Source organism: Streptomyces sp. NBC_00887 (genome assembly GCF_045207585.1).
In genome coordinates this window covers 2,253,687-2,272,718 of record NZ_CP108788.1, presented here as the reverse complement: position 1 = coordinate 2,272,718, position 19,032 = coordinate 2,253,687, and the positions used below count along the sequence as shown (strand labels likewise).

Annotated in this window: 14 protein-coding genes; 8 read left to right on the top strand and 6 right to left on the bottom strand. The window is 69.0% G+C overall.

Features of this window, described 5'->3' with window-relative positions:
- Positions 1-114 precede the first annotated feature (114 nt).
- Entirely contained in the window at positions 115-2,145 is a 2,031-nt protein-coding gene (locus tag OG844_RS10320; RefSeq protein WP_406389587.1) for a transglycosylase domain-containing protein, read from the bottom strand.
- A gap of 899 nt (positions 2,146-3,044) precedes the next feature.
- Positions 3,045-4,256: a hypothetical protein gene (locus OG844_RS10315; protein ID WP_406389586.1), complete on the bottom strand. Its 1,212-nt coding sequence runs from the start codon at positions 4,254-4,256 to the stop codon at positions 3,045-3,047.
- Between the two features lie 462 nt (positions 4,257-4,718).
- Here OG844_RS10315 and OG844_RS10310 point away from each other — a divergent pair, with 462 nt between their 5' ends.
- Positions 4,719-5,225, top strand: coding sequence for a carboxymuconolactone decarboxylase family protein (locus tag OG844_RS10310; RefSeq protein WP_406389585.1), 507 nt, complete (start codon positions 4,719-4,721; stop codon positions 5,223-5,225).
- A 405-nt stretch (positions 5,226-5,630) separates the two neighbouring features.
- Positions 5,631-6,481, top strand: a protein-coding gene (locus OG844_RS10305; RefSeq protein ID WP_406387540.1) for an IS5 family transposase whose coding sequence is annotated in 2 segments (ribosomal slippage) — positions 5,631-5,982 and positions 5,982-6,481 — 852 coding nt in all. Because the reading frame shifts where the segments join, the coding sequence is not laid out codon by codon here.
- 74 nt (positions 6,482-6,555) lie between these two features.
- Here the strand turns inward: OG844_RS10305 and OG844_RS10300 are convergent.
- Positions 6,556-6,741, bottom strand: a complete 186-nt coding sequence (locus OG844_RS10300) for a cellulose binding domain-containing protein (protein ID WP_406389584.1) — start codon at positions 6,739-6,741, stop codon at positions 6,556-6,558.
- Between the two features lie 416 nt (positions 6,742-7,157).
- Between OG844_RS10300 and OG844_RS10295 the strand changes: the two genes are divergently transcribed.
- Both OG844_RS10295 and OG844_RS10290 read left to right on the top strand, forming a co-directional pair.
- A complete protein-coding gene (locus tag OG844_RS10295; RefSeq protein WP_406389583.1) occupies positions 7,158-8,363 on the top strand; it encodes a septum formation family protein in 1,206 nt (401 codons plus the stop codon).
- 369 nt (positions 8,364-8,732) lie between these two features.
- Positions 8,733-9,551 carry a putative protein N(5)-glutamine methyltransferase gene (locus OG844_RS10290; RefSeq protein WP_406389582.1) on the top strand — a complete coding sequence of 273 codons (819 nt, stop codon included), beginning with the start codon at positions 8,733-8,735 and terminating at the stop codon, positions 9,549-9,551.
- 56 nt (positions 9,552-9,607) lie between these two features.
- On the opposite strand, the gene OG844_RS10285 is transcribed toward OG844_RS10290, so the two are convergent.
- On the bottom strand, positions 9,608-10,129 hold the full coding sequence (locus tag OG844_RS10285) for a pyridoxamine 5'-phosphate oxidase family protein (protein WP_406389581.1): 522 nt from the start codon (positions 10,127-10,129) through the stop codon (positions 9,608-9,610).
- A 144-nt stretch (positions 10,130-10,273) separates the two neighbouring features.
- On the opposite strand from OG844_RS10285, the gene OG844_RS10280 reads away from it, so the two are divergent.
- Positions 10,274-13,267, top strand: a complete 2,994-nt coding sequence (locus tag OG844_RS10280; protein ID WP_406389580.1) for a bifunctional [glutamine synthetase] adenylyltransferase/[glutamine synthetase]-adenylyl-L-tyrosine phosphorylase — start codon at positions 10,274-10,276, stop codon at positions 13,265-13,267.
- A gap of 85 nt (positions 13,268-13,352) precedes the next feature.
- Here OG844_RS10280 and OG844_RS10275 read toward each other — a convergent pair whose 3' ends face one another.
- Together OG844_RS10275 and OG844_RS10270 are read right to left on the bottom strand one after the other, a co-directional pair.
- Positions 13,353-14,345: a phosphatase PAP2 family protein gene (locus OG844_RS10275; protein WP_406389579.1), complete on the bottom strand. Its 993-nt coding sequence runs from the start codon at positions 14,343-14,345 to the stop codon at positions 13,353-13,355.
- A gap of 76 nt (positions 14,346-14,421) precedes the next feature.
- On the bottom strand, positions 14,422-15,465 hold the full coding sequence (locus OG844_RS10270) for a LacI family DNA-binding transcriptional regulator (protein WP_406389578.1): 1,044 nt from the start codon (positions 15,463-15,465) through the stop codon (positions 14,422-14,424).
- 358 nt (positions 15,466-15,823) lie between these two features.
- Between OG844_RS10270 and OG844_RS10265 the strand changes: the two genes are divergently transcribed.
- The 3 genes from OG844_RS10265 to OG844_RS10255 are packed head-to-tail and all read left to right on the top strand — an operon-like array spanning position 15,824 to position 19,008.
- Complete coding sequence (locus OG844_RS10265) at positions 15,824-17,095, top strand: extracellular solute-binding protein (RefSeq protein WP_406389577.1); 1,272 nt, start codon at positions 15,824-15,826, stop codon at positions 17,093-17,095.
- A gap of 21 nt (positions 17,096-17,116) precedes the next feature.
- Entirely contained in the window at positions 17,117-18,133 is a 1,017-nt protein-coding gene (locus OG844_RS10260; RefSeq protein ID WP_329211756.1) for a sugar ABC transporter permease, read from the top strand.
- Entirely contained in the window at positions 18,130-19,008 is an 879-nt protein-coding gene (locus OG844_RS10255; protein WP_406389576.1) for a sugar ABC transporter permease, read from the top strand. The genes OG844_RS10260 and OG844_RS10255 overlap by 4 nt, the downstream gene beginning before the upstream one ends.
- Positions 19,009-19,032: the final 24 nt, after the last annotated feature.

Here is a 19,032-nt window from a genome sequence, read left to right as displayed (position 1 = left end):
TCGCGGCGCGTTCGGCCAACGTCGTGCGTGGTGCTCCGCGGCGGTTGTCGTGTTGTCCGGTGTCCCGCCGGCCCTGGTCTCGGCCGGTGGCCCGCCGGCCCTGGTCTCGTTCGGTCACTTGGATACGGCCTTCATGTAGCTGGTCCAGATCCGGGCCGGAAAGTCCCTGCCGGCCGCCGGGTCGCCTCCGAGCCCTTTGAGTGGTAGCGGTGCGAGGCTCTTTGTCAGGTTCATCCGGTACGTGACGACGGCGGTGGACGCCTCGGGCGTGTAGCCGACGTACCAGTGCGCCGTCTGGTCCTGTGTCGTTCCGGCTCTCCCGGAGGACGGCGCTGCAAAGGTGTCGGCGCTCGTCCCGCTTCGGGCGAGGGAGGCGGTGATCTCGTCGGCCACGGCGGGTCTCATGGCGCGGCTGACCTTCGGACGGGTCAGCGGGACCGACTCGCCGTTGCGGGTGACCTTGGCCACCGAATACGGAGTGGTGTGCGAACCGTGAGCCGCGAACGTCCCGTAGGCGTTGGCCATGCGTATGGCGCTGGGAGTGGAGTTGCCCATGGAGAACGCGGGGACGGGGGGCCCGAAGCTGGACGCGAGCAGCCCGGAGCCCTCGGCGATGCGGCGGACCCGGTCCAGGCCCACGTCCATGCCTAGCTGGAGAAAGGGTGCGTCCACGCCCCGGGCCAGGGCGTCGTGGAGGCCGATGCGGCCGTAGGAGCGATCGCCCTCGTTGTGGCCTTTGACCATCCTGCCCGAGCGGTCCCAGTAGGGGCCTTCCGGCGTTGTGACCGGAAGGCCGTCGTCGCCGTCGTAGGGGGTCGAGGGTGCGAGGGGGGTGCGAGGAGCACCGCGCTGGTGCGATACCCCGTACTCGAGGCCGGCGGCGTAGACGAACGGGGTGAAGGCCGATCCGGCGGGCACGGTACTCGCGTTGGATTCGTTGAAAGCCTGCTTCTGGAAGTCCGGTCCGCCGTGGACGGCGAGTATCCGTCCGTCCGGAGAGACCGAGGCGGCTCCGAAGCGGGTGTTCCGGTCGGCCTTGCGGCTCCGGGGATCGAGCCTTTCGCGGGCTTGCTGCACGGCCGTGGTGAGTGCTGCCGTCCGCTGCTTCTCGAACGTCGTGTAGATCTGGTAACCACCCAGATCGAACCGGGAGTCGGGGATGCGCCCCGCGCGCTTGGCGTACGACTCGGCGAGCGCGACGAGATAACCGTCCTGCCCGCCCGCGTTGTTCGGCCTGGGGGGTTCCTTGGGCTCGGGAAACGTGGTGTACCGAGCCCGCTCGGCCGGACTCAGCCTGCCGATCCTCACCATACGGTCCAGCGTCCAGCTCCAGCGCTTGATGGCGCGTTGCCGGTTGTCGGGGTCGACGGCAGGATCATAGAGCGAGGCCCCCTTGAGCAGGGAGGCGAGGAAAGCACCCTCACTTGCATTGAGCTGGGTGACCTCCTTGCCGTAATACGCCTGCGAGGCGCGTTGCAGACCGTAGGTGCCACGCCCGAACCAGCTGGTGTTCAGGTACCCCTCGAGGATGGTGTCCTTACTCAGTCGGCGGTCCAGCTTGACTGCGAGGAGCATCTCGGTGAACTTGCGTGAGAAGGACTGGTCCTGCGAGAGATAGACGTTCTTGACGTACTGCTGGGTGATGGTGGATCCGCCCTGGGTGTCGCCCTCGCCCACAGTGCGCCACAGTGCCCGGGTGATCCCTTTGGTCGAAATGCCGTGGTCCGAATAGAAGTTGGCGTTCTCAGCCGCCAGTACGGCCCACCGGACAGACTCGGGAATCTTCGACAGGGGCATCTCCTGGCGACTCACCCAGCCGGTACGGGCCATGGGGGAGCCGTCGGCCCAGTAGTAGACGGTGTCCTGCTGGGTGGCGAACGAGTTGAGGTCCTCAGGCAGGTCCGTACGGGCGTAGGCGACGCCCACCACGGTCGTGAGTGCGGCTGTGCAGATGAGGAACGACGCGAGAGAGAGCCGCCACGAGGGCACCCATCTCCGCCATCGGTGCCGACCGGCCCGCGGATAGTCCGGCCGCAGACTCAGTCGCGAGCGCGGCCCGCACTCCTTTCTGCGGCCTCCCCCTCCGGACAGCGGTGCCTTTCGCACGACACGAACAATCGAACCTAATGTGTGACGCTTCGTCATACCGCCCAGCCATGAAAGTCCTGGCCCGGCTCGCACACCGCGGCCGCGCCCTTACGTGTGAAGTGGTCATGCGCTCGTCTGTCCCGGTCTTCGTGGCCGCCCGTCCGGGGGCTCCTGGAGGGCGTCACCGCACGCGGCTGGCCAAGGAGTCGCAGGCGTGTCGGAATCACCGTGCCGGCAGGCCCGGTTGTCGGAACAACGGGGCTTCCCTACGCCCGACTCCCGGCTGCTGACGGGACGTAAGGCGGAAAAGCTCTCCGTGGGACTACAGGTCATGCGCATCCTCGGGTTCAGCCCATGGGGCAGCTGATCGGACGGAACCACTCGGAAGATGGAGGCACATGACCCATCCCCACGAATCCGGCACATCCCTAGGCCAAAGCTTGACCGAGAGTCGCGTCGAAAGTCACGTAAAGATAACAGGCCTCTGTGGCTGTTCCTTCTCGGAAGTCACTCATCAGGCGCGCGGCCGCGGCCTACCCGGCCAGGGCGCGGACGGACGCACGCGCTCCGGGGCCGTCCGGTGTGGGCGCATCCGCGCGGACGACGGCCAGGCAAGGGTGCGTGAGCATGGTGAGGGTTCACCGGCGAGAGCAGGACGGGCACCGGCGGACCTCGTGCTCAGCCGTGGCGACTTCTGGCAGGTGCGGTTTTCAGCAGACGAGGCATGGCTGCCGCGACGGCGGCCCAGGATCCCGTTCAGAGCGAGTCGCCGTGGAAGTGGAAGAACTCCACGCCCACGGCGTGCCCTCGGGCGGATGGCGGATGGCGGATGGCGGATGGCGGGTTGTGCGGGGTTGCGCCGTGAGGTCTACCCGAACACCCGCCGTCCCGCCCGGTCGCTACCGTCTCGCCGCCGTTGCCGAGCAGCGGGGCGGCAGCGACCGCTCACCTCAGGGTCACCAGTTCTTGTGCTGGACGTCGCCGAGGCCGCAGAACGTGCAGGCGGGGCTCAGGAAGTCCTCCGTGCGCCGGAACTCCTCGTCGGCGAGGTGCCAGCGCAACCAGGCGGTGATGATGTGCTGGCCGTTGCGGGTGGCCAGTATGTGGTCGGTGTCGTTGAGAACGTTGAACCACACCGGTACGGCGGTGTTGGCGTAGTCACTCTCCATGTTCGCGGTGGCGAAGTCCTCGTCGCCGCCTACGTAGAGAGCCGGATTGCGCAGACCGGCCGGGCCGTTCCCGTCGAAGGAGCCGCCGGCCACGTGGATCGTGGTCTCGAGCCGCGGCTCGTCGGCTACGTCGAACGTACCGATCGACCCGCGCGAGTGGCCCCCGAAGGCCACCTCGGAGGTGTCGAGGTCCTGGTACAGCGGGCTGCTGGAGGCGGCGTTCTGGTCCTCCAACCAGTCGAGGGCATCGACCATGTAGGCGCCGCTGCTGGAGGAGACCTCGCTGTAGACGACGAAGCCGTGCGACGCCCACTGCCGCAGCATGTCCTCGTAGTCCGCGGGGTCTGACCCCGCTCCTGGGCCCCAGACGAGAATCGGGTGGTTCACACCGTTCTGGCCCGCGTTCGTCGGGTACACGAGCCACCCGTCGTTTCCGGGTCCCGCGGTGCTGTCGACGGTCACCGCGTACGGCCCCGGCGCCGTCACGTCCGTCACGGGAGGCAGGGAACCGGGAGGGGGGTCGGTCGGGCCCCCTCCGGCCTCGGCCTCGACGAGCACGTCGTCGACCGTGAGGGTCTCCAGGGCACTGTTGGCGTCCAGGGAGAACCGCAGCCGCAGCGTGCGGTTCGCGACCGAGGCAGGAAGCGGGAAGGAGACGCTGCCCGTGGCGGTGCGCGCCGACTCCAGCGCGGTGTAGGCGCCGCCGTCCACCGAATAGGCTGCGTTGAAGGACTCACCGTGGTCCAGACCTGAAGCGGCGCGAGTGTACGACACCCTCACGTCGCTGTATCCGGTGAGGTCGACGGACGCGGACGTCAGGGTCGGGTCGGAGCGCAGCGACCCGCTCAACCGGGCACCGTACGTGCCGGTGCTGACGGAACCGGAGGCGGTGAACGTGCCGAGTCCGTTGGGGAAGCTTTCGCTGTACACGGAGGCGACTGCGAAAGCCGGGGTCGTGGAGGCGCCGGTGGCGACCACGGCCATCGTGCTGGCGGCCACTGCGCCCAATGCTCGCAGGCGCCGGCTGAGGTGAGACATGTCCGATGTCCTTTCCAGGCTGCGCCGGTCGTCCGCTTCGGCGCTTCGTCGTGGCGGGCATGTGCGCGAGAGGTGTTCGTTCCGGACGGCCGGACGGCGCCTCCCGAACGGTCCTTGGCGATTAGAGCGGGAACCGTGCAAGAGGGCATCACGCAAATCACCGGTCTCCGGAGGGCAAGGGCCCCTCGACGTTCGCAAGTGCCCCTCGACGCTTTGATCCATGAGGGGTGGGGTGCTGCGGGATCCCGCCCGCAGATGTGAACGGTGCTCCTCGAAGCGCTGCGCCAGAAATTCGTTCTCGCAGGCATCGGCGGCGGACCTCATCTGTCACATTCTCGCGTTGCCATCCGTCAATGCAGTGACGGACGTCAACCGGCCCGTGCAACGAGCGCGCCGGCCACCCCCGATATGGAGGAAACGACGATGGAAACACGTGAGATCACGGCGGAGGTCCCCATGGTTCCGCGGATGCCCGAGGACCCCGCGGAACTCGTCCGCGAGTTGGCGGAGGTGTCGGCGGCGCTGTTCAAGGTCACCGGCAACGGTTCGGTACCGCGCTCCACGATCATGCTCGTCCAACTGCGTGCTGGGCAGATCGTCGGCAGCACCTACCTGACCGTTCTCCATACGGGCTTCCTGCGCAAGGCGGGGGAGTCGGAGGAGAGGATCACGTCGGTGGCGTCCTGGCAGGATTCGCCGTACTTCAATGGTGCCGAGCGTGCCGCGCTGGCACTTGTGGAAGCCGTGCTGCAGCCGTCCGCAGGCGGCGAGAGGGTCTCCGACGAACTGTATGCACAGGCAGCCGCCCACTATGAGTCCAAGGCGTTCGCCACGCTGATGTTCGTGATCGGCCAGGTCAACTTCTTCATCCCCGTAGCGCTCATCGCCAAGCCGGTGCCCGGACGGTCGTTCACCGATCCGTGGGCTTGAGACCGACCGTCGCAGAGCCCGACGTCCGAGCCCCGGACGGACCGGCGTGCGGCGTGGCCGACTGGTCGGCGCCTGGAGAACGTAGAGGCGTCGGCCTTCTCGTCCAGCACCACACCTGACCTGCAGCCCACCGGCCAGGTTCCCGTATATGCGGCCTTGGTGCTGCCTCTCCCAGGCGAGGGCAGCACCAAGGCCGCATGCATTCTGTTCCTCGGTGGCTTTCGGGTCCCGCAGTGCCCGCAGGGTCTCCCGTGGCCGTGGCTGCGGACGATCGGACAGGGGCCCCGTGGCAGTTGATGTGCTCGTGGACCAACGGGGACAGCCGGGATCAGATTTCCGGCCAGCTCGGGCTTCGTTCCGCTAGGGCCTGTCTTCAAAGGCTGTTGATGGGGCATCATGTGACGCATGGTGCGGCGGCATGAGCTCTCGGACGACGAGTGGGACGTTCTGTCGGGGCTGCTTCCGCGGACGGGCACGGGGCGGCCCCGGCGGGACGACCGGGTGGTGCTGAACGGGATCGTGTGGAAGCTGCGGACTGGTTCGGCCTGGCGTGATGTGCCGGAGAGGTATGGGTCCTGGCGGACGTTGTACACACGTTTCCGCAGGTGGGCGCTCGATGGCACGTTCACGCGGATGCTTGAGGCCGTTCAGGCTCAGAAGGATGCGGCTGGGGACGTTGACTGGCTGGTATCGGTGGACTCCACGATCGCCCGCGCTCATCAGCACGCGGCCGGCGCCCGTAAAAAGGGGCAGGTCCCGCAGAAACGGCACACGCTCACGCCCTCGGACGATCCCGTGGCGGACTGACGACCAAGATTCACCTCGCCTGCGACGGCCGCGGCCGTCCGCTCGGCTTTGTCGTCACAGGCGGCAACATCAACGACTGCACGCAGTTCGAGCAGATCCTTGCGCAGATCAGGGTCTGCCGTCCAGGCCCAGGTCGACCGCGCAACCGGCCTGATCATCTCCTGGGTGACAAGGGATACAGCAGCCGAGGCATACGTAACTACCTGCGGAAACGCGGTATCCCGCACACCATCCCTGAACGGTCGGACCAGCAGGAGAACCGCCGCCGTCGAGGCAGCAACGGCGGCAGGCCGCCCGCGTTCGACAAGGAGCGCTACAAGCAGCGCAACGTCGTCGAGCGCTGCTTCAATGCGTTAAAGCAGTACCGGGCCATCGCCACCCGTTACGACAAAACCCGCGAATCCTACGAAGCGGCACTCACTATCGCGTCACTCCTGATGTGGATATGACCCTTTGAAGACAGGCCCTAGGCCCAGACATCGGTTCCGGGCCGACGGTTTCGCGCCGTCGGCCCGAAGTCCTCTCAGGCGCAGGTGAGGTTGCCGGGTGCGGTGGTGGGGCTGCCGGTGGCGGTGAAGCCGAACGTGGTCGTGCCGTTGGGAGCGGTGGTGGCCGACCACGGGGCGTTCCGTACCGTGACGGACCCGCTGGTCCCGGTGTTCACTGCGTTCCAGAGGCTGCTGATCGACTGGCCGACGGCCAGGGTCATCGGGTGCGGAGTGCGGATGCGGATTAGGTCTGGCGGGGGACCGCCGGGAGTGCCGTGACCGGGACGGCAGCGCGAGGACTCCCGGTGCGGGGCCGGGCGGACGCGGCACCAGGTGTGGGAGCGCTCCCGAGCTCAGGGAGGGGGTCAGGGCGAGACAGCGGGTGGACGTGAGGCACCTGTTGTTGGCCGTTCTCGCATGCTTCTGGGTACGCAGCGTGTTTGCCAAACCGGGACGCACAGGTGAAAGACGGTCACACGAACCGCCGTCGGGAGCCTGGCGCAACAGGGGCTTTCGGTCACTTTGGTAATTCCAAGCGAAACTTTCGAGTCGCGGAAGCGGCAGTAGCCGGGGGCGGGTGATCGTTCCGTTACCCCGCGGAGGGCAACCGCGCAGGCGGTTTCATGGTCGAACCGACGTGATCAGAAGACACCTCATCCCGCTGTGCGCCGCCGTCCTGTCGGCCACCCTGCTGATGACCGCCTGTGCCGGCGGCTCTGCGGACGACAAGCCCGCCCACCCGGTCTTCGGCGTGCCGGTCGAGCAGCAGCCCCGCCAGGCGCTGCTCGCGACCCAGGCAGCGCGTACCGCGAGCTTCACCCAGACCCTGACCTTCACCTCTCCGTCGGGTGACACGGTGCAGAAGACCTCGGGGCGGCTCGACTTCCCGGGCGGCCGGGCCGTCGGTTCGATCGACTGGGCGCTCGCCGAGGGCCTGCCGGACGAGGCCCAGGACGTGCTGCTGGGCGTCCGGCTGGGGGAGGACCGTTCCCCCGCGCTCACCCGGGTGGCGGTCGAGCCGGACACCATCCGGCTGCGTGCGGGCGAGGCCGGCTACTGGCTGCGTTACGAGGGTTCCTTCGACGCGTTCGGTACCGGCGCCGCGGTCGACTCGCTGCGGGGAACCGAGTCCGCGTTCGGTGGCACACTGCTGGAGATTCTCAGCGGGGCCCAGAAGGTGAAGGAATCGCCGGCGGCCAAGAAGGGCGGCCGCACCTACCTCGCGAGACTCACCGCATTCAACGCCCTGCGCCTGTTCCCCAAGGACCTGGGTTCCGAACTCACCGCCGACATCGATCCGAACGGTACGGAAACGCCTGTGGCGCTCACCCTGTCCACGGACGCCAAGGGGCGCATCACAGGGGCGGAGGCGGACTTCTCGGCCCTGCTCGACAAGAAGGACAGCGCACTGGACGGGGTGACCGGCTTGCGCGCCGTTCTGAAGGTGAGCGGTTTCGGGAAGTCCGCGCCGGTCATGCCGGCAGCGTCGGAGCGGACGCTCGACGCCAAGGGGGCCGTCACAGCGATCGGTGAGGTGAAGAAGGGCGGATGCGCCGATCTCACCACGGGCACCCGCACCCTCGACGTGGTGGTGTCCGTCCCCTGCGCACAGCCCCACGAGGCCCGCGTCTTCGCCCACGCACGCTTCGACGCCGCGTACCCGGGCAACAAGAAGGCGAAGCGGATGGCCGGCGACGCGTGCCGGGACGCGTACAGGTCGGCGCCCGCCGCCTGGACCCGGGAGGGAACCGAGAAGGGCCACTTCTGGTACACCTGGCCCGGTGAGGCCAGGTGGGGCGTAGGTACCGATCCGGTGGTCACCTGCTACGTCGAGACCCGGTGACGTACCGACCGTGCCGACGGTCGGCCGCAGAGGCATCCAACTGCGCTTCTGCCGCGCCCTGGTGCCGTCGGCCGACGACGTTCCTGTGACCACGGTGGCCGGCGCCTGCGGTGATCGTCCGCAGGCGCCTCCATCGACGACTTCCGCCGGGCTTGCGGGCACACGCCCGGTACGCACCGCCCCGGGAGCAGGGCGTGTGCTGAACGGCCCGACTCGGGTAATGTGACCCGTCCCGAGACCGGGACCGACCCAGGAGGTGAGACCCATTACCGCTTCAGCAGGCTGGGTGCTCACCACTCGCCGTCGCGTGCCCGACACGGCATAAGCGATCGCGGAGCGCCCATCGGTTTTCCCGAAAGGCTCCTCCGCATGCAGGAATTCGCTTCACCGCAGACCGTCTCCTCGATCGTCACCACGCTCCGTGCCGCCGGCTGTGTCTTCGCCGAGGACGAGACCGAGCTCCTTCTCTCCACCGCCGCCGGTCCGGCGGAACTCGCCGCCATGGTCGAACGCCGCGTCGCCGGTCTGCCGCTTGAACACGTGCTCGGCTGGGCCGAGTTCTGCGGACTGCGCGTCGCCGTGGACCCCGGGGTCTTCGTGCCCCGCCGCCGTACCGAGTTCCTCGTCCGCCAGGCCGTGGCACTCGCCGGGCGGAAGCCGGCCGTCGTCGTCGACCTCTGCTGCGGTTCAGGGGCGCTGGGTACGGCGCTGGCGGCGGCACTGCCGAACATCGAACTGCACGCCACGGATGTGGAACCCGCCGCCGTGCGGTGCGCGCGGCGCAATGTCGGTGAGCTCGGACAGGTCTACGAGGGCGACCTCTTCGAGCCGTTGCCCGGTTCGCTGCGCGGGCGCGTCGACGTTCTGCTCGCCAACGTGCCGTACGTGCCCACCGATGACGTCGAACTGCTGCCGGCCGAGGCGCGCATACATGAGCCGCGCGTGGCGCTCGACGGTGGCGGGGACGGCCTCGACGTCATGCGGCGCGTGGTCGCCGCGGCACCGGACTGGCTGGCGCCCGGCGGCAGCCTCCTCGTGGAGACGAGCGAGCGGCAGGCGGGGCGAGCCGCGGAGACGGTGGGCGGCAGCGGGTTGAGGGCGCGCGTGGTCGTCTCGGAGGAGCTGTACGCCACGGTGGTGATCGGGACCCGCCCCGTCCAGCCGGTGGCCGGGGCCCGCCCCGCGTAGCCGGTGGCCGGGGCCCGCCCCGCGCGTTCCCGCGCGGTGGGGGAAGCGCCGGGCAGTCAGGCGAAGCGCCAGCGGGTCTGGCCGTACGGGTCGCCCTTGGCGAAGCCGAAGGCCGTGCGGGGGGTCACCGCGAAGACCTCCGCACGGCCGCCGGCGCCGTTGGAGAACATGCCGTCGGTGACGCCGAAGTGCCAGTCGGCGCCGTACTTCGTCTCCCAGGCCTCGGCCAGCGCGATCAGGCGCTTCTCGTCCGTCACCCGGTCGGCCCGGCCCTCGACCACCACGTCGAAGCCCTCGTCGAGCGTGTTGGCGCCGGTGGTCAGGACGACCTCCGGATTGGCGGCCAGATTCTGCGCCTTGCGCTCCGCCGCGCCCGTGCAGAAGTGCAGGGCCCCGTCCGACCAGACCCCGATCAGCGGAGTGACGTGAGGGCGGCCGTCGGGGCGGACCGTGGAGAGCCAGTACAGCTCGGCGTCCGTCAGGAGGGCGACCGCTTCGGGCCACGGGCGGGCGGTGGCGTTCTCGCCGCTGTACCGGGAGTCCAGGGCGGTGTCCGGGGTGGCGTTCTCGTCCGGCATGACGGGCCTCCTGAGAGCCTTCGGCGTGATCGTTCCGTTCATCGTGCCTGCGAAGTACGGACTCCGCTCCCGCTCCGAATTCATCGGCGCACAGCTAGGCTCGAAGAGCGGACACGTGTGCGTCCGCGGGCAGGAGAACACGGGATGACGACGGTGCCTGGGCGCAGGAGCAGTAATTTCACCCGACTGCTGCGGCACGGTTTCACCGATCCGTCCGCAGCCGAACGGCTCCTGGAACTGCCCGAGCTCTCCTCCGTACGGTCCGATCCCGTCCTCTTCGACGCACTCGGTGCCACGTCCGACCCCGACCTGGCGCTGCACAGCCTCGTGCGGCTCGTCGAGGCGGAAGAGGCGGACGAACGACAGGTCCTGCTGGACACGCTCGTCACCGCGAAGCCGCTGCGGGACCGGCTCCTCGGCGTGCTCGGCGCCTCCGAGGCCCTCGGGGACCACTTGGCGCGGTACCCCCGCGACTGGCAGGTGCTCGTCACGTACGAGGCCATAGATCTGCACCCCGGCGTCGCCGAATTCGAACGCATGCTCGCCGACGCTGTCGACCCGGACTCGTTGCGCGTCGCCTACCGCCGTTCCCTGCTGTCGATTGCGGCCCGCGACGTGTGCGGCACCACCGACCTCGCCCAGGTCGCCGCCGAGCTGGCCGACCTGGCGACGGCCACCCTGCGCGCCGCGCTCGCCATCGCCCGTACCGCCGCCCCCGTCGACGCGGCCCGGTGCCGGCTCGCCGTCATCGCGATGGGCAAGTGCGGCGGGCACGAGCTGAACTACGTCTCCGACGTCGATGTGATCTTCGTGGGGGAGCCGGTGGACGGAGAGGAGGAGAACGGGGCCATGCAGGCCGCCACCCGCCTCGCCGCCCACATGATGCGGATCTGCGCCGACACCACCGTCGAAGGCACCATCTGGCCGGTCGACGCCAATCTCCGCCCCGAGGGCCGCAACGGGCCGCTGGTGCGGACCCTGAGCTCGCACCTCGCCTACTACCAGCGCTGGGCCAAGACCTGGGAGTTCCAGGCCCTGCTGAAGGCCCGGCCGGTCGCCGGTGACCCCGCGCTCGGCGCGGAGTACGTCGAGGCGGTGTCCCCGCTGGTGTGGCAGGCCGCCGACCGGGAGAACTTCGTCGGGGACGTACAGAAGATGCGCCGTCGCGTCGTCGACAACATCCCCGTCGACCGGGTCGACCGTGAGCTCAAGCTCGGGCCCGGCGGGCTGCGGGACGTCGAGTTCGCCGTACAGCTGCTCCAGCTGGTCCACGGGCGCAGCGACGCCACCCTGCACGCGGGCTCCACCCTGGCCGCCCTGCGGGCGCTCGCCGACGGCGGATACGTCGGGCGGGCGGACGCGGCGCAGCTGGACGAGGCGTACCGCTTCCTGCGCGCCATGGAGCACCGCATCCAGCTCTACAAGCTGCGCCGCACGCACCTGGTCCCCGAGGACGAATCGGACCTGCGGCGGCTCGGACGCTCCCTGGGGCTGCGCACGGATCCCGTCGCCGAACTCAACAAGGCGTGGCGGCGGCACGCCTCGGTGGTGCGGCGCCTGCACGAGAAGATCTTCTACCGGCCGCTGCTGGACGCCGTCGCCCAGCTGGCGCCCGGCGAGACCCGGCTCAGCGCGAAGGCCGCCGTCGTCCGGCTGGAAGCCCTCGGATACGCCGATCCGGCGGCTGCGCTGCGACATCTGGAGACCCTGTCGTCCGGGGTGTCCCGCAAGGCCGCCATCCAGCGCACGCTGCTGCCGGTCCTGCTCGGCTGGTTCGCGGACTCCGCCGATCCGGACGCGGGGCTCCTCGGCTTCCGGCAGGTGTCCGACGCGCTCGGCAAGACCCCCTGGTACCTGCGGCTCCTGCGGGACGAAGGCGCGGCGGCGGAGAACCTCGCCCGGGTCCTGTCCGCCGGCCGTCTCGCCCCCGACCTGCTGATGCGAGCCCCGGAGGCCGTCGCCATCCTCGGCGACCCGGAGGGGCTGAAGCCGCGCACCCGTGACCATCTGGAGCAGGAGGTGCTGGCCGCCGTGGGCCGAGCGGCGGGCGCCGAGGCGGCGGTCGCGGTGGCGCGCGGGGTGCGGCGCCGGGAGCTCTTCCGCACGACGGCCGCCGACCTGATCGGTTCGTACGGCACCGAGGAGAACCCCGCGGAACAGGACCCGGGCGCGCTCGTCGACCAGGTCGGCCCCGCGGTCACCGATCTGAACGCCGCCACGATCTCGGGTGCCCTGCGCGCCGCCGTGCGCGAGCAGTGGGGCGACACCCTGCCGACCCGCTTCGCGGTCATCGGCATGGGCCGCTTCGGCGGGCACGAGCTGAGCTACGGCTCCGACGCGGACGTCCTGTTCGTGCACGCTCCGCGGGAGGGCGTGAGCGACGAGGAGGCCGCCCGGGCCGCGAACACCGTCATCACGGAGATGCGCAGGCTGCTGCAGCTGCCGACCGCCGACCCGCCGCTGATCATCGACGCCGACCTGCGCCCCGAGGGCAAGAGCGGCCCGCTGGTCCGCACCCTGAAGTCGTACGAGGTCTACTACCGCCGCTGGTCGCTCGTCTGGGAGAGCCAGGCCCTGCTGCGCGCCGAGCCCATGGCGGGGGACGAGGAGCTGGGGCGCGCGTTCATCGACCTGGTCGATCCGTTGCGCTACCCCGCCGAGGGGCTGGGTGAGGACGCCGTCCGCGAGATCCGGCGGCTCAAGGCGCGCATGGAGTCCGAACGGATACCGCGGGGCGCCGACCCGACGCTCCACATGAAGCTGGGCCGTGGCGGGCTGAGCGACGTCGAGTGGACGGTGCAGCTGCTGCAGATGCAGCACGGCTGGGTGGAGCCGGGACTGCGGACGACGCGTACGCGCGAGGCACTGGCCGCGGCGTGCGCGGCGGAGCTGATCCCGGTGGAGGAGGCGCAGACGCTGGACGAGGCGTGGGTGCTGGCCACACGGGTGCGCAACGCGGTGATGCTGGTACGGGGGCGGCCGGGCGACACGTTCCCCTCGAACCCGCGGGAACTGACGGCGGTCGGGCGGTACCTGGGGTACGAGCCGGGGCACGTCGGGGACATGCTGGAGGACTACCGGCGGATCACGCGGCGGGCGCGGGCGGTGGTGGAGGAGCGGTTCTACGGGGCGGGGTGAGGCAGATCAAGCCCCTTGGGGGTCCCCCCGGACGAAGTCTGGGGGAGATCGAGGAGCGGGGTCCGGTGGGAGTCCCGGGAGGGGGTCAGCCGGAGTTCCGTGGGGCCGAGTGGGCAGGGGCCGGGCTCGGCTGGGCGGACGGGTGCGGCACGTCGGTGCGGGTGCGGGTGCGGCGTGCCAGGACCGGCCGCAGCGAGCGCACGCGCCCACGGCCCCCCGCGGTCGCCGGCCGCCGTGGCAGCCGGTGCGGCAGCCGCCCGTACCAGGCGTACGAGATCGCGTAGCCGAACGTCAGGCAGGCCATGCCGCCCACCGCGTCCAGCCAGAAGTGGTTCGCCGTCGCCACGATCACGACCAGCGTCGCCACCGGGTAGAGCAGGCCCAGGATCCGCGCCCACGGGGCGGTCGCCAGTGCGCAGATGGTCAGACCGCACCACAGCGACCACCCGATGTGCATCGAAGGCATCGCCGCGTACTGGTTCGACATGTGCTTGAAGTTGCCCGAAGCCATCGAACCCCAGGTCTGGTGCAGCATCACCGTGTCGATGAAGCCCCCGCCGCTCATCAGACGCGGAGGTGCCAGCGGGAAGAGGTAGTAGCCGAGCAGGGCGACGGCCGTCGTCGAGAAGAGGATCAGCCGGGATGCCGCATAGCGGCCGGGATGACGGCGGAACAGCCAGATCAGCACACCGACGGTCACGACGAAGTGCAGCGTCGCGTAGTAGTAGTTCATCGACACGATCAGCCATGTCACCGAATTGACGGCCCGGTTGACCGTCTCCTCGAAGGCGAGCCCCACCGTGTGCTCGAGGGACCAGATCCAGTCGGCGTTGCGCAGGGCCGCGGCCTGCTGCTCGGGTACGGCGTTGCGGACCAGCGAGTAGAGCCAGTAACTGACCGCGATCAGCAGGATCTCGAACCAGAGGCGGGGGCGGCGCGGGGACCGCAGCGAACGCAAGGACCACGATCGCGTCCGGCCGACGACCTGTGTCGATCCGGTGGCCGCCACCTCGTCAACGATGGGTGAGGGGTTGGCCGCCATGCGGTCTTCCTGTGTGGTCACGTGCGAATCACCCATAGGCGCAGAGTCTGCCAGATACGTCTCCCTCTGCCCGATGATCCTCCGGTCGGGTTCCGGTCGCACATTCTGCACCTCAACGACGAGGGTGGGATCCTGGGGCGGGGCCGGGCCCCGAAGCCGTCGAGCCGCGAACGACCAGCTCAGGCATGAAGACGAACTCGCTGTGCGGGGCCGGCGTACCGCCGATCTCCTCCAGCAGCGTACGCACCGCCGCCTGACCCATCGCTGTCACGGGCTGGCGGATCGTGGTCAGCGGCGGATCGGTGAACGCTATGAGGGGCGAGTCGTCGTAGCCGACCACCGAAAGGTCGCGCGGCACTTCCCGCGACATCCGGCGGGCGGCCCTGATCGCGCCGAGCGCCATCATGTCGCTCGCGCACACCACCGCGGTGCAACCGCGCTCCATCAGCGCCGAGGCGGCCGCCTGACCACCCTCCAGCGTGTACAGAGAGTGCTGTATGAGCTCCTCCACCGCTTCCGCGGTGAGGTCGAGCTGCTCCCGCATCGTGGCGTGAAATCCCTCGATCTTGCGGAGAACGGGAACGAAGCGCTTCGGGCCGACCGCGAGACCGATGCGCTGATGCCCCAGCGACACCAGGTGCGTCACCGCGAGCCGCATCGCGGCGCGGTCGTCGGGGGAGATGAAGGGCGCCTGCACCTTGGGCGAGAAGCCGTTGACCAGGACGAAGGGAACACCCTGGGCCCGCAGTTGTTCGTAGCGCTGCATATCGGCCGAGGTGTCGGCGTGCAGACCGGAGACGAAGATGATGCCCGAGACGCCGCGGTCGACGAGCATCTCGGTGAGCTCGTCCTCGGTGGAGCCGCCGGGCGTCTGGGTCGCCAGCACCGGGGTGTAGCCCTGCCGGGTCAGCGCCTGGCCGATCACCTGGGCCAGCGCCGGGAAGATCGGGTTCTCGAGCTCGGGCGTGATCAGGCCGACGAGGCCCGCGCTGCGCCTGCGCAGCCGGACGGGGCGTTCGTACCCGAGGACGTCGAGCGCCGCGAGGACTGATTCACGGGTGGTCGCTGCAACACCGGGCTTGCCGTTCAGTACGCGGCTGACCGTAGCTTCGCTGACCCCCGCCTGAGTTGCGATATCGGCAAGCCGTGCGGTCATGAGGGGACTGTACCGGGCGCGTGTCGTATTGCCCACCATGCGCAGTATTCGGACGACCCGGCCCGGGAGCCCGGGCCCGTGGGTGTCTCCGCAGCAACATCTTGCAAGGCCTTGCGGGCGCCGTCGGCTGCTCGCAGTCGGATCGTCGTACCGCGTGGAGACGGGCCCTGGCCTGGTGTGGGCAGGGATGCGAGGCTCCCGTCAAGAGGCTTGACGGCAACCTTGCGGACACGCCAATGTAACGATCGTCGGAGCTTGCAGAAATCTTCCGCAAAGTCTTTCGGTCGTCTTTCATCCTTGTTACGTTCACGTCGACCCGGCGCCGCGACGGAGCGGTACGGCAGTTGAAGGAGTTCAGATGCGACGTGGCATAACGGCCACCGCCCTGGTCGCGGCCCTGGCGCTTGCGGCAACCGCCTGTGGCAGTGACGACGAGACCGGCGGCAGCAAGAGCTCGGGCGAGCTCTCCGGCACGGTGACCTGGTGGGACACCTCGACGGTCGGCAGCGAGGACAAGGTCTTCAAGAAGATTGCCGAGGGTTTCGAGAAGAAGCACCCGAAGGTTGACGTCAAGTACGTCAACGTGCCCTTCGGTGAGGCACAGAACAAGTTCAAGAACGCGGCGCAGGCCGGCGCCGGTGCTCCCGACGTCATCCGCTCCGAGGTCGCCTGGACCCCCGAGTTCGCCGACCTCGGTTACCTCGCCCCGCTGGACGGCACCGCGGCGCTGAAGAACGAGAAGGACTTCCTCGAGCAGGCCGCCGCGTCGACCAAGTACAAGGACAAGACGTACGCGGTCCCGCAGGTCATCGACTCCATGGGCATCTTCTACAACAAGAAGATCTTCGCGGAGGCCGGTGTCGAGGTCCCCGCGAGCATCGCGGACCTCAAGACCGTCTCCAAGACGATCAAGGAGAAGACCGGCAAGACCGGCCTCTACCTGCGCGGCGACGACGCGTACTGGTTCCTCTCCTTCCTGTACGGCGAGGGCGGCGACCTGGTCGACGCCTCCAGCAAGTCCGTCACGGTGGACAAGCCCGAGGGTGTCAAGGCGTTCGAGACCGTCAAGGACCTCGTCGACTCCGGTGCCGCGAAGACCGACGCCACCGACGGCTGGGAGAACATGCAGTCGTCGTTCAAGGACGGCAAGGTCGCGATGATGATCAACGGCCCGTGGGCCGTCGCCGACACGCTGACCGGCAAGGAGTTCGCCGACAAGGCCAACCTGGGCATCTCCCCGGTGCCGGCCGGTTCGGCCTCGCAGGGCGCCCCGCAGGGCGGCCACAACCTCGCCGTCTACGCGGGCTCCAAGAACCTCGACGCCTCCTACGCCTTCGTCGAGTACATGACCTCGGTGGAGACCCAGGCGCAGACCGCCGGTGAGCTGAACCTGCTCCCGACCCGCACCTCGGTGTACTCCAAGCAGGAGGCCGTGGACAGCGAGATCGTCGGCTTCTTCAAGCCCGTCGTCGAGACCGCCGTCGAGCGCCCGTGGATCCCGGAGACCGGCAGCCTCTTCGCGCCGCTCGTCACCGAGTACACCAAGGTCCTCACCGGCCAGACCACGCCGGAGAAGGCCGCGTCCACGACCGGCGACTCCTACCGCAAGCTCCTCAAGGGCTGGAAGTAACTCAGGAAGGCAGGCCGACTGATGGCTGTCCACACCAGCCAGTCGGTGGCGAAGGCCGCGGGCGACACTGTCGCCCGCGGCCGGAGCCGCGGTACTGGTAACCCCCCGCCACCGAGCAGGCTCCGGCGGGCCATGTCGGTCCACTGGTACGCCTGGACCATGGTCGCCCCCGTTGTGATCGTCATCGGCGTGATCATCGGCTATCCGCTGGGTCGCGGCATCTGGCTGTCGCTGACCGACGCGAACGAGCGCAACGTCGCACGGTCCATCGGTGTCAACGAACTGCCCGCCACCTACAAGTTCGTGGGCGTGGACAACTACGTCGACGCTCTGACGGGTACCCAGTTCCTCGGCACGCTCGGCTGGACGCTGGTGTGGACGGTCTCCTGCGTAGGCATCACGTTCTGCCTCGGCATGGGCCTCGCCAACATCCTCAACCGCCGTATCGCGGGGCGCTCCGCCTACCGCATGGCCCTGATCCTGCCCTGGGCCATTCCCGGCTTCGTCTCGGTCTTCGCCTGGCGCTTCCTCTACAACGAGGACCGCGGGCTGCTCAACAAGATCCTCGGCGGCGGCGGCATCGACGGCATACCGTGGCTCAACGACCCCACCTGGGCCAAGTTCTCCGTCATCGCCGTCAACGTCTGGCTCGGCGTGCCGTTCATGATGGTCGCCCTGCTCGGCGGACTGCAGTCCATACCCTCGGAGCAGTACGAAGCCGCCGAGATGGACGGTGCCACCGCCTGGCAGCGCTTCCGGCACATCACGCTCCCCGGCCTGCGCCCGGTGTCCACCACGGTGATCCTGCTCTCCACCATCTGGACCTTCAACATGTTCCCGGTGATCTTCCTGCTGACCCGCGGCGGACCCGGTGAAGCCACCCAGATCCTGGTCACCCAGGCCTACAAATTCTCCTTCGAGATCAGCCCGCGCGATTTCGCGCAGTCCTCCACCTGGGGCGTGCTGATCCTCGTACTCCTGATGCTCTTCGCCATGGTGTACCGGCGAGTGCTCCGCACGCAGGGAGACAACTGGTGACCACTTACACGGAAACCTCCGCCCGGCACGCCGCCCGCAAGCCCAGGAAGCGCGGCGACCGCTCCCCGGCCGCGTCCGTGGCCCTGCACGTCACCCTGATCGTCGCGTCCGTGATCGCGGTCTTCCCGGTGCTGTGGGTCCTGCTGACCTCGCTGAAGCCCGCCAAGTTCGCCACGACGACGGACTTCTTCAAAGAGACGACGTTCGAGAACTACACGAACCTGATCAAGGACACCGAGTTCCTGAGCTGGTTCGGCAACTCCGTGGTCGTCGCGGGGCTCTCCACGGTCATCGGTGTCTTCGTCTCCGCCACCACCGGGTACGCCGTCAGCCGCTTCCGCTTCCCCGGCAAGCGCGGGCTGATGTGGACACTGCTGATCACCCAGATGTTCCCGGTCGCCGTCCTGATCGTGCCGATCTACAACATCATGGCGGGCATCGGTCTGCTCAACCAGCCGGCCGGACTCGTCATCACCTACCTCACCATCTCGGTGCCGTTCTGCGCCTGGATGATGAAGGGCTTCTTCGACACGATCCCGCACGAGATCGACGAGTCGGGGCAGGTCGACGGCCTCACCCCGTTCGGCACGTTCTGGCGGCTGATCCTGCCGCTCGCCAAGCCCGGCCTCGCCGTCACCGCCTTCTACTCCTTCATCACCGCCTGGGGCGAAGTGGCGTACGCCTCCGCCTTCATGGTCGGCGACGAGAACCTCACACTCGCGGGCGGACTGCAGAAGTTCGTCAACCAGTACGGAGCCCAGTGGGGCCCGATGACCGCGGCGTCCGTGCTCATCGCCATCCCGGCCGCGCTGGTCTTCCTCTTCGCGCAGAAGCACCTCGTCACCGGCATGTCCGCCGGAGCCGTCAAGGGCTGACGCGCCCAGTCCGCACGACCGCAC